This is a genomic window from Paenibacillus mobilis, assembly GCF_058267595.1.
The window spans coordinates 57673-72077 of record NZ_JBZCMS010000010.1 but is presented as its reverse complement, the minus strand read 5'-3'; the positions used below and the strand labels follow the sequence as shown (position 1 = coordinate 72077).

11 protein-coding genes and 1 pseudogene are annotated in these 14405 nt (G+C 52.6%); 11 read left to right on the top strand and 1 reads right to left on the bottom strand.

The features are described from left to right. Positions 1 to 116: 116 nt before the first annotated feature. The 6 genes and pseudogenes from AC3ZPD_RS17770 (at position 117) to AC3ZPD_RS17745 (ending at position 7068) form a co-directional block, all read left to right on the top strand. Positions 117 to 1007, top strand: a complete 891-nt coding sequence (locus AC3ZPD_RS17770) for a carbohydrate ABC transporter permease (protein WP_490985620.1) — start codon at positions 117 to 119, stop codon at positions 1005 to 1007. Then, positions 1004 to 1828, top strand: coding sequence for a carbohydrate ABC transporter permease (locus tag AC3ZPD_RS17765; protein WP_490985619.1), 825 nt, complete (start codon positions 1004 to 1006; stop codon positions 1826 to 1828). The genes AC3ZPD_RS17770 and AC3ZPD_RS17765 overlap by 4 nt, the downstream gene beginning before the upstream one ends. Positions 1829 to 1863: 35 nt before the next feature. Beyond that, positions 1864 to 5000, top strand: a pseudogene (lacZ, locus tag AC3ZPD_RS17760) (beta-galactosidase, LacZ type). A gap of 514 nt (positions 5001 to 5514) precedes the next feature. Further along, positions 5515 to 5757, top strand: coding sequence for a hypothetical protein (locus AC3ZPD_RS17755; protein WP_490985618.1), 243 nt, complete (start codon positions 5515 to 5517; stop codon positions 5755 to 5757). A 176-nt stretch (positions 5758 to 5933) separates the two neighbouring features. Then, positions 5934 to 6488, top strand: coding sequence for an NUDIX hydrolase (locus AC3ZPD_RS17750; RefSeq protein WP_490985617.1), 555 nt, complete (start codon positions 5934 to 5936; stop codon positions 6486 to 6488). 19 nt (positions 6489 to 6507) lie between these two features. Beyond that, entirely contained in the window at positions 6508 to 7068 is a 561-nt protein-coding gene (locus AC3ZPD_RS17745) for a GNAT family N-acetyltransferase (RefSeq protein WP_490985616.1), read from the top strand. Between the two features lie 92 nt (positions 7069 to 7160). Here the strand turns inward: AC3ZPD_RS17745 and AC3ZPD_RS17740 are convergent, their stop codons facing one another. Next, positions 7161 to 8066: a Rossmann-fold NAD(P)-binding domain-containing protein gene (locus AC3ZPD_RS17740; RefSeq protein WP_490985615.1), complete on the bottom strand. Its 906-nt coding sequence runs from the start codon at positions 8064 to 8066 to the stop codon at positions 7161 to 7163. A 179-nt stretch (positions 8067 to 8245) separates the two neighbouring features. Here AC3ZPD_RS17740 and AC3ZPD_RS17735 point away from each other — a divergent pair, with 179 nt between their 5' ends. The 5 genes from AC3ZPD_RS17735 to AC3ZPD_RS17715 all read left to right on the top strand — a co-directional run bounded on the left by AC3ZPD_RS17735 (position 8246) and on the right by AC3ZPD_RS17715 (position 14213). Further along, positions 8246 to 8797 carry a YfiT family bacillithiol transferase gene (locus tag AC3ZPD_RS17735; RefSeq protein ID WP_490985614.1) on the top strand — a complete coding sequence of 184 codons (552 nt, stop codon included), beginning with the start codon at positions 8246 to 8248 and terminating at the stop codon, positions 8795 to 8797. Between the two features lie 133 nt (positions 8798 to 8930). After that, on the top strand, positions 8931 to 9863 hold the full coding sequence (locus tag AC3ZPD_RS17730) for a manganese-dependent inorganic pyrophosphatase (RefSeq protein ID WP_490985613.1): 933 nt from the start codon (positions 8931 to 8933) through the stop codon (positions 9861 to 9863). Between the two features lie 171 nt (positions 9864 to 10034). Further along, the gene (locus AC3ZPD_RS17725; protein WP_490985612.1) at positions 10035 to 12263 is read left to right on the top strand and encodes a PAS domain S-box protein; all 2229 of its coding nucleotides are present in this window, start codon (positions 10035 to 10037) and stop codon (positions 12261 to 12263) included. Positions 12264 to 12464: 201 nt separating this feature from the next. Further along, the gene (locus tag AC3ZPD_RS17720) at positions 12465 to 12908 is read left to right on the top strand and encodes a MarR family winged helix-turn-helix transcriptional regulator (RefSeq protein ID WP_490985611.1); all 444 of its coding nucleotides are present in this window, start codon (positions 12465 to 12467) and stop codon (positions 12906 to 12908) included. 51 nt (positions 12909 to 12959) lie between these two features. Then, entirely contained in the window at positions 12960 to 14213 is a 1254-nt protein-coding gene (locus AC3ZPD_RS17715) for an MFS transporter (protein WP_490985610.1), read from the top strand. Positions 14214 to 14405: the final 192 nt, after the last annotated feature.

Sequence of the window (14405 nt, the reverse complement as noted above, 5' to 3'; positions counted from 1 at the left end):
CCGCAGGGCGGTATGCTCTTTATACAAGAGCGGCAACCTGGCTTTACCCGGATACGGAGTGTAAAAAGGAATAGACATAGAGACTACTTTTTAAGGAAGAGAAAGGAGCCCGCATCATGAAAAGCGAATCCGCACTACGCCGTCGCTCTAACGGTGCATTAACCGGCTGGATGTTCGTCATTCTCGCGGTTGTTTTGATCTGCGCGTTTTATTTCTATCCGATGATTCAGGCGCTGCTGCTGTCATTCAAGACGGGCACGGGGGCCATGATCCATTTTAACGGGATAGACAACTATAAACGGCTGTTTACCGACAAGGTTTTTATTACGGCCCTGAAAAACACGTTTATCTTCCTGATTATCCAGGTACCGATCATGATTTTGCTGTCCATTTTTATTTCCGTCCTTCTCAATGACAGCAAGCTTAAATTCAAAGGTTTCTTCCGTACCGCAATCTTTCTGCCGAGCGTGACTTCCCTGGTTGCTTACTCGGTTGTTTTTAAATATATGTTCGGCACGGACGGCCTGGTGAACCTGGCCTTGACCAAACTGCACCTGGTATCCTCGCCGATCCAATGGATTACGGATCCGTTCTGGGCCAAAGTTACGATCATTATCGCCATCACGTGGCGCTGGACCGGCTATAACATGATTTTTTATCTCTCCGGCCTGCAAAATATCGACAGCTCCATTTACGAAGCCGCGCGCATCGACGGGGCATCCGCCTTCCGTCAGTTCCGTTCGATCACCATTCCGCTGCTGAAGCCGATTATTTTGTTTACTTCGATCACGTCCACGATCGGCACGCTGCAGCTGTTCGACGAAATCATGAACATCACGAAAGGCGGTCCCGGCAACGCGACCTTGTCCATTTCGCAATATATTTACAATTTGTCGTTCAAATACACGCCGGACTTTGGGTATGCGGCAACCGTCTCCTATACGATCGTGATCCTGATCGTGCTGCTGTCCATTCTCCAGTTTAAAGTGGCAGGTGACCGAAAATGACCAAATTCAAACGTTTCTGGATGTACGTGTTTCTGATTCTGGCCGCCGCGGTTTCGATCTTTCCGTTTCTCTGGATTGTCGTAAGCGCCACTAACCAGTCCAAAGACGTCTCGAACGGCCGCCTGCTGCCGGGCGCGCAGCTGCTGCAGAACTTCCAGCACCTGACCGAGCAGATCAATTTGGGCCAGGCGCTTTGGAACTCGGGCCGGATCGCGGTTATTACAACCCTGCTGGCGCTGCTGATAGCCTCCCTGGCGGGGTATGGCTTTGAAATTTACCGCAGCAGAGCCAAGGACATCGTGTTTAATATCCTGCTGCTTTCGATGATGATTCCTTTTGCGTCGCTGATGGTGCCTTTGTATCAAATGTTCGCCAAGTTTTCAGGCACGCTTCCTTTTATCGGAGTGGATACGGTGGCGTCCGTTATATTGCCTACGTTTACGACGGCTTTCCTGATCTTTTTCTTCCGCCAAAGCACCAAAATGTTTCCGAAAGAGCTGCTCGAAGCGGGCCGGATCGACGGCCTCAGCGAGCTGGGGCTGTTCTTCCGGGTGTATATGCCTACGATGAAAATGACCTATGCGGCCGGGGCCATCATTACGTTCATGTCCAGCTGGAACAACTATCTGTGGCCGCTGATCGTTTTGCAGTCGCCGGAGAAACGGACGATTCCGCTGCTCATTTCGAATCTGGGCTCGAGCTACTCGCCGGATTACGGCATGATCATGGTGGCGATCGTGATCTCGACGCTGCCGACGGCGCTGGTCTTTTTCCTCATGCAGAAACATTTTGTTGCCGGCATGACGGGATCCGTTAAATAATGACAAGCAAAGCAGTCAACAAGGAGGACTTATCCATGACAGAACAACAACCGCAGCTTGCCTGGCTGAGCGATCCGGCCGTTTATAGAGTGAACCGGATGGATGCGCATTCGGATCACCGCTACTACCGGACGATGGAGGAAGCGGAGGCCGGCGGCCCCATGGACATGCGGCATAGCTTAAACGGCGGCTGGAAGTTTAACTACGCGGTCAACGCGGACGCACGGCCGGCTGGAGCGAGATTCAGGTTCCCGGCCATATCCAGCTCCAGGGCTTCGGCAGTCCCCAATACGTGAACACGATGTATCCCTGGGACGGCCTGGACGGCGTAAGACCGCCAGGCATCCCTCGGGAGCATAATCCGGTCGGGAGCTATGTGAAGAGGTTTGAGCTGCCGGACGGCTTTATACAGAAGCCAGTATTTATTTCTTTTCAGGGCGTTGAATCGGCCTTTTATGTGTGGCTGAACGGCCATTTCGTCGGCTACAGCGAAGACAGCTTTACGCCTTCCGAATTTGAGCTGACGCCTTATTTGCAGGAAGGCTGCAACAAGCTGGCCGTGGAAGTGTTTCAGCGCAGCACAGGAAGCTGGCTTGAGGACCAGGATTTTTGGCGGTTCTCCGGTATTTTCCGCGAGGTTTATCTGTACACGATTCCGGAAATCCATGTGCAGGATATCTGGGTGCGGACGGAGCTGGAAGATACCTTTACCGAAGGGACCTTGCAGGCCGAGTTAACCTTGAATGCTGCTGGATTGGCTACTGGGCAGGGGAATTTGTCATCCATGAACGCCGGATTGGCAGCCACCGGCATCGCTCCGGCATCCGCTGGTCAGGCTTCAGCCCGGCTGGAGCTCAAAGATGCGGAAGGAAACGTGATCCTGACAAAAACGGCGGCTTTTGCGAACGGCAAGCTGGAGGTGAAGCTTCCGGCGGGCAAGGTGCAGCTATGGAGCGCGGAGCGCCCTTATCTGTATAAGCTGTGCGTGACCGTTCTGAACGAGGCAGGCGAAACGGTGGAAGCGATTGTGCAGAAGGTGGGTTTCCGCCGGTTCGAAATGAAAGACAAAATCATGAGGCTGAACGGCAAACGGATCATTTTTAAAGGCGTAAACCGCCATGAATTCAACTGCCGCAGCGGCCGGAGCATCACGAAGAAAGATATGCTCCGGGACATCAAGGTAATGAAACAAAACAACATCAACGCGGTGCGCACCTCCCATTATCCGAACCAGACGCTCTGGTATGAGCTGTGTGACGAATACGGCCTATATGTCATCGATGAGATGAACCTGGAAAGCCATGGCTCCTGGCAAAAGCTTGGCGCCGTTGAGCCGTCCTGGAATATCCCGGGGAACAAGCCGGAATGGCAGGACATCGTGATGGACCGCGCCGTATCGATGCTGGAGCGGGACAAAAACCACCCGTCCATTCTCATCTGGTCCTGCGGCAACGAATCTTATGCCGGTGAGGTGATTTTGAATGTTTCGCATTATTTCCGCGCGAAAGATCCGGGCCGTCTCGTGCATTACGAAGGCGTGTTCCATAACCGCGATTATGATTCGACCAGCGATATGGAAAGCCGGATGTACGCGAAACCCGCGGATATCGAGGCCTATTTGAACAGCAGCCCGGCCAAACCGTACATCAGCTGCGAATATATGCATGCGATGGGCAACTCGGTCGGGGGCCTGCACAAATATACCGAGCTGGAGCAGAAATACGAGATGTACCAGGGAGGGTTCATCTGGGATTACATCGACCAGGCCTTGGTCAAAAAAGACCGCTACGGCAAAGAATTCCTTGCTTACGGCGGAGATTTCGGAGACCGGCCGACGGACTACAGCTTCTGCGGCAACGGCATCGTATTTGCGGACCGCACGGTTACGCCAAAGATGCAGGAGGTCAAATTCCTGTACCAAAACATCAAGCTTGTGCCTTCTCCGGAGGAAATCCGGGTGATCAACGGGCAGCTGTTTGAAAATACGGATGCTTACGTGCTGAGCTACAGCCTGCAAAGCGAAGGGCTGGAGCTTGCCGCCGGGCAGCAGGAGATTCAGGTGCCTCCCGGCGGGGAGGGCGTGGTGAAGCCCGATTGGGGAGGCAAACTGGAGCAGCTGGAGGCCGGCGAATACTGCATTCAGGCGTCGCTTCATTTAAAGGAAGCGACGCTTTGGGCCGAAGCCGGATATGAGACCGGCTTTGGGCAGCATATTTTTACGGTGGACAACGGACGGCCGGCCGGAGTGGGGTCCTCCTCTGCAAGTGAAGGAGAAGGTAAAGACGGTCAAAGCAAAGCCATTCCCGTCAAAATCATCGAAGGTGACGTAAACATCGGCGTGAGAGGGGAAGGGTTTGCCGCACTGTTCTCCAAAGGAGCGGGTTCGCTGGTATCGCTGCGTTATCATGACCGCGAAATAATCGAATCGCCGCCGGTGCCGCTGTTCTGGCGTGCCTCGACGGACAATGACAAGGGAACTGCGCTTGACTACCACGCCGGGGCCTGGTTTGCGGCCAGCCTGGCGCGCAAGTGTCTGTCCGTTGCCGTGACGCAGCCCGGCGACAAGAGCAGCGCATCCGTGACATTCGAATACGGCTTCAGCATTCATCCGGACGTCCGGTTTATTACGACGTACACCGTAACCAGGGACGGGCAGATTCACGTGAAAGCTTCCTATAAAGGGGCGGAAGGGCTGCCGAATCTGCCGATCGTGGCCTGGTCGTTCAAAATGAACGCGGATTACAGCCAGACGGAATGGCTCGCTCTTGGCCCCAAAGAAAATTACGCCGACCGCAGCTTTGGCGCGCGGCTCGGCTGGTTCCGCAAGCCGGTGGCTGGCCTGGCTTCGCCTTATCTGGTGCCCCAGGAATCCGGTGGCCGCACGGGCGTCCGCAAGCTTCGCGTGACGGACGAAGCCGGCTGCGGCCTACAGATCCGGGCCGCATCTACGCCGTTTGAGGCAAACGTGTCGCCTTACACCGCCTTTGAGCTGGAAAATGCGGCCCACGCTTACGAGCTGCCGCCGGTGCATTACACGGTGGTCACGATAGCCGGCCGGCAGATGGGCGTCGGCGGTGACGACAGCTGGGGAGCGCCGGTTCATCCGGAGTACCGGATTCCTTCCGGCCAGGACCTGGAATTCGAGTTTGTGTTAAGTTTCAAAAACGCGTAACCCCGGCCGTTTTTCTCTATGCTTGACCAGGCAACAGTCAGCCCGCAGATCCTCGGATCTGCGGGTTTTCCCGTTTTATTGAACTTCCGGGATTCCTTTAATTTGAAAATAAAGGATTATTAACCTTGTAAATAGAAAAGGTAATGAATGATTAATGGCGCGAATAACGGAACGACGCGAAACGAGACCGGTGCTTACCTTTGTGAGCGACGTTATTGGAGCAGTAATGGCGGATTAAACGCCAGGGCAAGATCAAAATCTGAACCAGAATCAAAATGGAGAACAGCCGGCCGTATATCCGATTACGCCTTTTTGGGGAATAAAACCTGTGTTTACGAGCCTTTTCTTAATCTTGTTAATGAGTTCTTCCCTGTATCAGCAGTATCATTCGCATTTACGACATCCCGAGAGGGGTTACCGGACATATATAGTGTTTTTTTCCATCCTGATACTTTTGGCTGTTTTCCAACTGATCGTGTCTGCGGTACGTTTTTTCCAAAGAGGAGAATTGATCGTGGCCGAGGAATTCCTGGTCGTTGCCGGCCGGAAGCTGTATCCGCAGGAGATTCAATGTATAATGGTAGATGGGGACTTGAAGCCAAGTATTGCGGTAAAACCAAAGGGAGTCCGAATTACGCCGGCCGGGCTGGTGTTCCGGTATACGGAAGCCCATGAGCCTTGTCTGGATGAGCTGGACGAATGGGCGCAACGGCATGGCATCCGCTTGCTCAATAGAAAATTTTTCAGATGGATTTAATTTTTACAAAAATCAGGTTTTCGGTTTACACGCTTCTGATGCTCCGGTGGTATATTGTTAACCAATACCGAACCCGGAAGTGGGCTCAATCAGTGAGCCGATTAAAACCGAAAAATGAGTCAGATGGAATGGATCCGTCTGGCTTGTTTTTTTGCACCTAAAGGGAGGTTTTGGGCGTGATCAAATACAATATTTGTTTTATGAAAAAGGGCAGCGAGGTGCTGCTGCTGAATCGGGAGCGGTCCAGCTGGATGGGCTGCTGGAACGGGATCGGCGGCAAGCTGGAAGCCGGGGAAACGCCGCGCGGCTCCATGATCCGGGAAATTTTTGAAGAGACGGGTATTCCGGAATATGAACTTCATTTTAAAGGGCTGATTACCTGGAACAGCGGCTCCGGCTACGGGGGCATGTATACATATGTTGCGGAGGTGCCGGAATCTGCGGCCGTCGAAACGCCTCTTAAGACGGAGGAGGGCATCCTGGATTGGAAAAAGATCGGGTGGGTCCTCCATCCCGAAAATTTGGGAATCGCCTCCAATGTCGTGCGGACGCTGGATACCTTGCTGAACGACAGCAGGGTCTATGACCATCATTGCACTTATGAGGACGGGCGGCTCACCGGCTATGGAAAAACGGAGATCGCTCCGGAGCTGGAGACGGACACCGGGCTGCGGGAAATGTTTTTCCGGCATTACGCGAACCGGCGTGCGGGCAGGATGGCATCTCTGTAAAGGAAGGGAGAATAAACAAATGTCTATTTCATTACATACGGAAAGGCTGCAGCTTCAAAGCTTGACCGGCCGGGACGCAGCCGAGGTTTTGGACTATCTCGAAAGAAACCGGCAGTTTCTGGAGCCGTGGGAAATCCGGCGGGAAGCTTCCTATTATACTTTGGAAGAACAAAGACGCCTGCTGGAAGAGGATGAGGACAAAATCAACAGCGGGCATATGTTTAAGCTGTGGTTCCGCACTTTAGGCGAAAACGGCCGGATTATCGGCTTTGCCGCCATGACCAACATCGTCAGAGGAGCTTTTTTATCCTGCCATTTAGGCTACAAATTGGACGAAGAGGAGCGGAACAAAGGGTATATGACCGAGGCGCTCCGTCCGATGATCGATTATGCCTTTAACGAGCTGGGCCTGCACCGGATCGAAGCCAATATTATGCCGCGCAATGCGGCTTCCTTGGGCGTAGTGCACAAACTCGGTTTTTATCATGAAGGCGTAGCATTTAAATATTTGAACATCAACGGCGTGTGGGAGGACCATATCCATATGGTGCTCCGCAACGAAGCCATGGAACGGGACTGACCGTTTAAGGGGAAAAAGAAAAAGCCGGAGCCTCGGAGGCGTCCGGCTTCTATTTTTTAAAAAAATCAAATGATGACCGCCATCTTCAGGCCTTACTCGGCATCCGCCGCGGCTTGTTTGTCCAAGGCCCGGATCAGAGCCGGCAACCAGTCGGCGATACGGGTAAAAGCAAATCCGGCAGCCTCCGCCTTTGCAGTGTCCAGCCCGTAAGACTCTTCAACCGCGTAAGGCGTCAAACGTTCCTTGTCGGGTGCGCTGGAAGCCGGGATCACTTCGATCTCTGCGCGTTCGCCCGTCACCTCGCGGACCGTCTGCATAATCTCAGCCAAAGACAAGGTTCCGTCCGAAGCCGCGTTTACAGGCCCCTCCAAGGTGCTCCGGCCCAGCCAGAACAGAAACCGTGCCGTTTCCTCGGAGGAAATAAAGGAGACCCGGGCTTCCGGATTAAAAGCTTGAACGGCCGCGCCTTCGCGGGCTTTTTTTACATGAAAAAGCATCCGCTCCGTGTAGTCGTCCTCCCCGATCACAAAAGGAATCCGCATGGCCGCGGCCGAGAACCGCGCCTGCTGGAACAAAACGGCTTCGGCCTGGCGTTTGCCCTCGGCATAGCTGAAATCCTTGCTTCTTCCAGACGTCACCGGATGATGCAGGGTATCGACATCGCTTTCCTTCCAGGCTTCATGCCCCTGGTCGTAAACGGATAAAGTTGAAGTCAATATGTATCTTGCGGTAAGGCCGCCAAAGGTTTCGACCGCATCGGCGGCATCTGCAGAAGCATAACAGATGTTGTCGTAAATAATGTCCCATGGACCGTACGCAGCCAGGGCTTGAAGGGAAGCTTTTTCCTGACGGTCGGTGTGAACCCTTGTTACCTGGTCGCCAAACGGATCTTCCGCGAGCCCGCGGGTCGCTATCGTAACCTCGTCTCCGGCTTCGATCAGCTTCTCCACCAGTTTTTTTCCAAAGAAACGTGTACCGCCGAGCACTAAGATTTTCAATCGGAATCCTCCTTATAGATGCAAGATATGGGGCAGCAGGCCGTTCGGGGCCGGATTTATTTGCATTATATCAAAACAACGGCCCACAGACAGAAACTTCTTATTTATAATAACGAATTAGAAGGGGAAATAAGTACGCAGGCAGCTGAAGTTTTTAATCGAAAGGGAGGATGGAAAGGATGGAACAGGATTTAAGGTATCCGATCGGCCACTTTGAATGGGAAGGCGAAATTTCGGCGGAGCAGCGAGAGCGCTGGATCAAGGAAATCGAAGAGCTGCCGGGCAAGCTTAAAGCCGCGGTTGCGGGACTTACCGCGGAGCAGCTGAAGTTGCCTTATCGGGACGGAGGCTGGACGGTAATCCAAGTCGTGCATCACGTGGCGGACAGCCATATGAACAGCTTGACCCGCTTTAAGCTGGCGTTGACCGAAGAGACGCCCACGATCAAACCTTATTATGAAGACCGTTGGGCGAACCTGGCTGACGGACTCAGCGAGCAGATCGGCATCTCTTTGACGCTGCTCGAAGCGCTGCATAAGAGATGGGTTATTCTGCTACGTTCCATGAACGAGGAAAACTTTGCGCGTCCTTTCCTTCATCCCGAATCAGGCGCTGTCATCCGGTTAGACTATGCTTTGGGCAATTACGCCTGGCACGGGAATCATCACACAGCCCACATTACCGGATTGCGGAGCCGTTTGCAGCTACTAGGGGAAACACCGGAGGCCTGATCCGGAAAGTGTTTTCCTTTTATTCCTATTAAAATCATAGGATTAAAGCAGCTTTTCGGGTATAATCTTGATAGGAAATCCCGAGATAGGGTATACTTGTCTCGCCAAAACAGAATGGAAGAGGAGAGTCGAAATGGGAAAAGTATTGGTCTTTGGTCATAAAAATCCAGACACGGACACGATTTGCTCGGCAATTGCCTACGCTTACCTGAAACAGCAGCTGGGAATGGACGCGGAAGCGGTCCGCCTGGGGACGGTAAACGGAGAAACCCAATTTGCGCTGGAACGGTTCGGAGCGAAAGCTCCCCGTCTTGTTGAAGCGGCGGCGGAGGAAGCCAAAGAGGTCATTTTGGTGGATCACAACGAACGTCAGCAAAGCGTTTCCGATATTGATAAAGTACGTGTAATTGAGGTCATCGACCATCACCGCATCGCGAATTTCGAAACGAGCGGCCCGCTGTACTACCGCGCTGAGCCTGTCGGCTGCACGGCGACCATTTTGAAGAAGCTGTACAAGGAGAACGGCGTAGAAATTCCGGCTAATATTGCAGGTTTGATGCTGTCCGCTATTATCTCCGATTCCCTGTTGTTCAAATCTCCTACCTGCACGGATGAAGATGTGGCTGCCGCGCGCGAACTGGCTAAAATCGCCGGCGTGGAAGCCGAAGCCTATGGTCTGGACATGCTGAAAGCAGGTGCGGATCTGAGCCAGAAAACGATCGCGGATCTCGTATCCCTGGACGCAAAAGAATTCCAGATGGGCGGCTCCAAAGTGGAAATCGCTCAGGTCAATGCGGTGGACGTGAACGACGTGCTGAGCCGTCAGGCTGAACTGGAAGCGGCATTGTCCGGCATTATTTCCGACAAAGGGCTCGACCTGTTCCTGTTCGTCGTAACGGACATCCTGAACAACGACTCCGTCGGTATCGCTCTGGGCGACAAAGCCGCTGCGGTAGAAAAAGCCTATAACGTAACGCTTGAGAACAACAAAGCCGTACTTAAAGGCGTAGTATCCCGCAAATCCCAAATCGTTCCGGTGCTGACCGATACGTTTAACACGCTTTAATAGTAGAGTTTTCAAATTATAAAAAAAACAAGTCAAGAGAAAACCGCCTGCTTTCAGGTTGGTTTTCTTTTGTTTTATTGACTAATCTATGAATGTCTGTTAGATATGTAGACATAGAGACTTGATTTTATGACAAATTTTATATAATTTCAGACAGGAGCGCTGCACGGCATGAACAAACCGACAGAGTCAGCTGAAGTACTTGCACACATACCGGATATCGTGTACTGCTTTACACGGGAAGGAATCTGTTTGTCGGTTTCTCCCTCTGTCGAAAAGCTTCTTGGTTTTAAGCCGGATCAGATAACGGGCAGAAGTTTTTTGGAGTTCTGCCGTCCGGAAGACCATGAACGGATAGAGAAGCTTTTTGAGGCGGGAGAAGGGGCGGAGACTTGTTGGATAAGAAGCGCGGCAGGACCAAATATACCGTTTGAAATGGCGGTTAACCGGATGGAGCAGGAAGGAACGCAGGCCATCGTAGCAGTGGCTCGGGATATTTCGGAGCGGACCCGCCAGGAACTTATTCTCCAGCAGGCCATGGATATTACCTCAATCGGCGTTTGGGAGTGGGATATCGCTTCCGGAAAAGTGACGTTGTCCGATTCTTTGTGCCGCATGTTCGGATGCGGGAAGGAAGGCGTGGTGGCTTCGTTATCGGAGCTCATCCGGTGCATTCATCCCGAGGATCTTCCCCTGCTGGAGGAAGCCGTCGGGAACACGCTCGACGGCGGTGATTTAAACGGAATATACCGTACCGCGGACAGCCTGCATTATTTGCATCTGCGGGCAACGGTAACCCGCGGCGAGGACGGCGCGCCAATGACCATGAACGGGACGATTCAGGATGTTACGGAACGGAAAATCGTAGAGATGCAGCTGCAGGAAACGGTTGAACGTTATACCTCGCTGAAAAAATACAATTATGACGCTGTTTTTTCCTTGAACCTGCAGGGGCGGATTATCAACGCCAATAAAGTGGCGGAACATATGACCGGCTTTCAAGCCTCTGAATTGTCCGGGGAGCCCTTTGCCAAATATGTCGGAGAGGATACGCTGCCGCCGATCTTTGAAGGACAGATCAATGAAAATCTGATCAAGCAGATTATTCACCGAAACGGAACGGCAACCGAAGTGCTGTCTACCTTTGCTCCTATCATTATCAACGGCGAGCAGGTGGGTCTTTATGTCATTGCCAAAGATATTTCCGAGCAGAAAAAGCTCATGGTGGCCAAGGAAGCCGCCGAACGGACCAATAAGGCGAAAAGCCAGTTTCTGGCGATGATGAGCCACGAGATCCGGACGCCGATGAACGGGGTGATCGGAATGGCCGATCTGCTGATGGATTCCGGAGGGCTTAATGAGAACCAGATCGAATACGCGAAAATGATCCGCAAAAGCGGGGAGCTGCTGCTCAGCATCATTAATGATATCCTGGACTTTTCCAAGCTGGAGTCGGGCAAAACGCCGCTGCTCGCCAGCACTTTCAGTTTAAGGGAATGCCTGAAGGAAACGGTGCTGCTGCTGTCTACGCAAGCTGCTGAGAAAGGGCTGTCGTTATCTTACGAAGTGGCGGCGGATGTGCCGGATTTGCTGACCGGAGATATCGGCAAGCTGAAGCAGGTGCTGGTCAACCTGATCGGAAATGCGGTCAAATATACGTTTGAAGGTTCGGTGCTGCTGACTGTAAACCAAGTGCCTCAGGATGTCAAAGCGGGAAAAGGCAAGCTTAAGCTTCAATTCACAGTCCGGGACACGGGCATCGGCATTCCTGAGCCGCAGAGCGAGCGTTTGTTCGAGCCTTTTTACCAGCTGGATGATTACATGAACCGGAAAAGCGAAGGCACAGGCCTGGGCCTGGCCATTTCCAAGCAGCTTGTAGAGCTCATGGGAGGAAAGATTTGGCTGGAGGAATCCAAGCCGATGCAGGGGAGCACCTTTAATTTTACGATTGCGATCGAAGCGCTGCCTGAACAACCGGCCCCATCCGGCATCGCCGGTTCGGCAGAGCCGAAAAATGAAATTAAAAAACGGGTGCTATCGGTGCTGGTCGCCGAGGATAATGAGATCAACCAGAAGGTGATCCTGAAGATGCTGGAAAAGCAGGGCCATCAAGTAGAGGTCGTCGATAACGGTCATGCGGTGCTTGATGCGGTGAAAGCTCGCGCCTTCGATATGATCTTTATGGATGTGCTGATGCCAGGCCTGGACGGGCTGGAAGCCGCTCGGATCCTCAACCGGGAGTATGCCCGGGACCAGCGTCCCGTCATTGTCGCTGTTACCGCTAATGCGCTGGCGGACGATCGCGAGAAATGCCTCGCCGCCGGCATGGACGATTATATGAGCAAACCTTTGAAGAGCCAGGCCATTGCCGATATGATCGGGAAATATTTTTCCCTGTAAGTTGAATCGTTTTTCTTTCAAAATCCATAACAGCAATAAATCCAAAGCGGACAGCCTGTCCGCTTTTTTTTGAGCACATTTTTCCTGATGCCCAATTTCTGCGTCCAAATCCCGGACTTTTCCTTGCGGCTCCAGTTGACAATAACAGCAATCCTTCGATATAGTTGTTATAACAACTATTTAAAAATAGGGGGTTTTCTTGTGAGCAGGGGACTGGACCAGTCGCTTGGTTTTTTACTTGGCGTCGCTTACCGGAAGGTGGCGCAGCTGTTTCAGCAGCAGTTGAGGGACCACAACCTTACGCCTGAGCAATGGGCGGTGCTTTACCGGATCAGCGAAGAGGAAGGAATGATTCAGCGGGAGATCGGCAGACGCGCGGAGAAAGACAAACCGACCACAACCCGCATCCTGGTGGTGCTGGAGGAGAAAGGCCTGATCCGCAGGGTGGAAGGGACGAAGGACCGCCGTTCTTTCCGGGTGTACATTACCCCTGAGGGGAACGCTAAAGTCCGGGAAATCGAACCTTTGGAGCAGGCCGCTATGAAAGAAGCCAGCGCAGGATTTACGGAAGAGGAATATATGCAGCTTGTGGAGCTGCTGCGGCGGGTAATCCGCAATGCGGAGCATCTGCCTTTACACGAGTAAACAGCCGCGCATAGTGGCGAAGGTTTTTATATAAAGATACAAAGAACAGGAGTGTTGAACATCAATAGTCAGACATCTGAAAGTTTGGAGAAACCGGAAAAGCTTTGGACCCAATCGTTTATTGTGCTTACCGTAAGTTACCTGCTTTTGTTTTTAAGCCTGCAAATGCTGCTGTCTCCTTTCCCCGCCTATGTGAAGGACCGTTTTCATCCGAATGACTTTACGGTCAGTCTTGTGACAAGTTTGTTTGCTTTATCCGCGATCGGGACCCGGCTTGCGATCGTTCCCGTATTAAAAAAAGTCCACAGGAACGTGGTTTTGTTTATCGGTTTGATTTTAGCAGCCATTGCCACGGTTTTATACGGATTTGCCGGTTCGATGGGCGCCGTATTGGCACTGCGCGTCTTGTTTGGCATCGGTTTCGGGATGGCAAGCACCGTGATGCCCACGCTTGTTTCGCAGATTATTCCTAAACTCCGCCTCGGTGAAGGCATCGGTTACTTCGGATTATCAACCAGTCTGGCGATGTCCTTCGGGCCGATGATCGGCCTTTCCGTCATGGACGGCTTCGGTTTCAAGCCGCTGACAGGATTGGGAACCTTGTCGGTATTATTGATCGTGCCGCTTCTGCTGGTTAGCCGCAGCGTTCCCCCTCAGCCTGTCCGGTCACAGGCGCATCCAATGAAACATGGAGAGGGAGGACCTGTGAAGGCGCCCCGCTACATCAATAAAAAGATCGCGCTGCCTGCGCTGCTGAACGCGCTGCTGTCCTTAACCTACGGCAGTCTGCTCGGCTTCCTGGCCCTATACGGCAAAGAAATCCATCTGGCCCAGATCGGCCTGTTTTTCCTGTTTAACGCGGTAACCGTGCTGATCATTCGTCCGATCTCCGGCCGGCTGTTCGACAGCAAAGGCCCTGCGGCCGTGCTGGTTCCCGCCGGTCTGGTCGTTTTTGCAAGCCTTATGCTGCTTTCCTATGTGCACAGCCTGCCCCTGCTGGTCGTTTCGGCTTTGCTCTACGGACTCGGATTCGGGGCGATTCAGCCGGCCACCCAGGCCTGGATGCTGCGGGAAAGCCCGTCCACCAGCCATGGCGCAGTTAACAGCCTGTATTACAACTCCATCGACTTTGGCGTTGCGGCCGGCTCCATGCTGCTGGGCATCGTGGCTTCCCATTCCGGGTATGCGGTGATGTACCGCTGGTCATCCTTTATCATGCTGCTGTTCCTGGCCGTTTTTTTCATTGGCAGAATGCTGGCGGCCGGTAAGAAAACCCCGCAAAATTATGCTGAACAACAGTTATAAAAGATAGAAAAAAGCAGAAATAAAGGTATAATAAGCTTTAAACGTTAGCTTTGTGAATGACGATGCTTATTTCAAGCAAACTAATCAAAACAGGAACCACCGCGGGTCCGCCGGAGCATGCCGGGGTGTCCGCGGATGGCTTTGTTTTATTCGAATATTCACAATTAACCAACCTTCGGGCCCAAAGCCCGG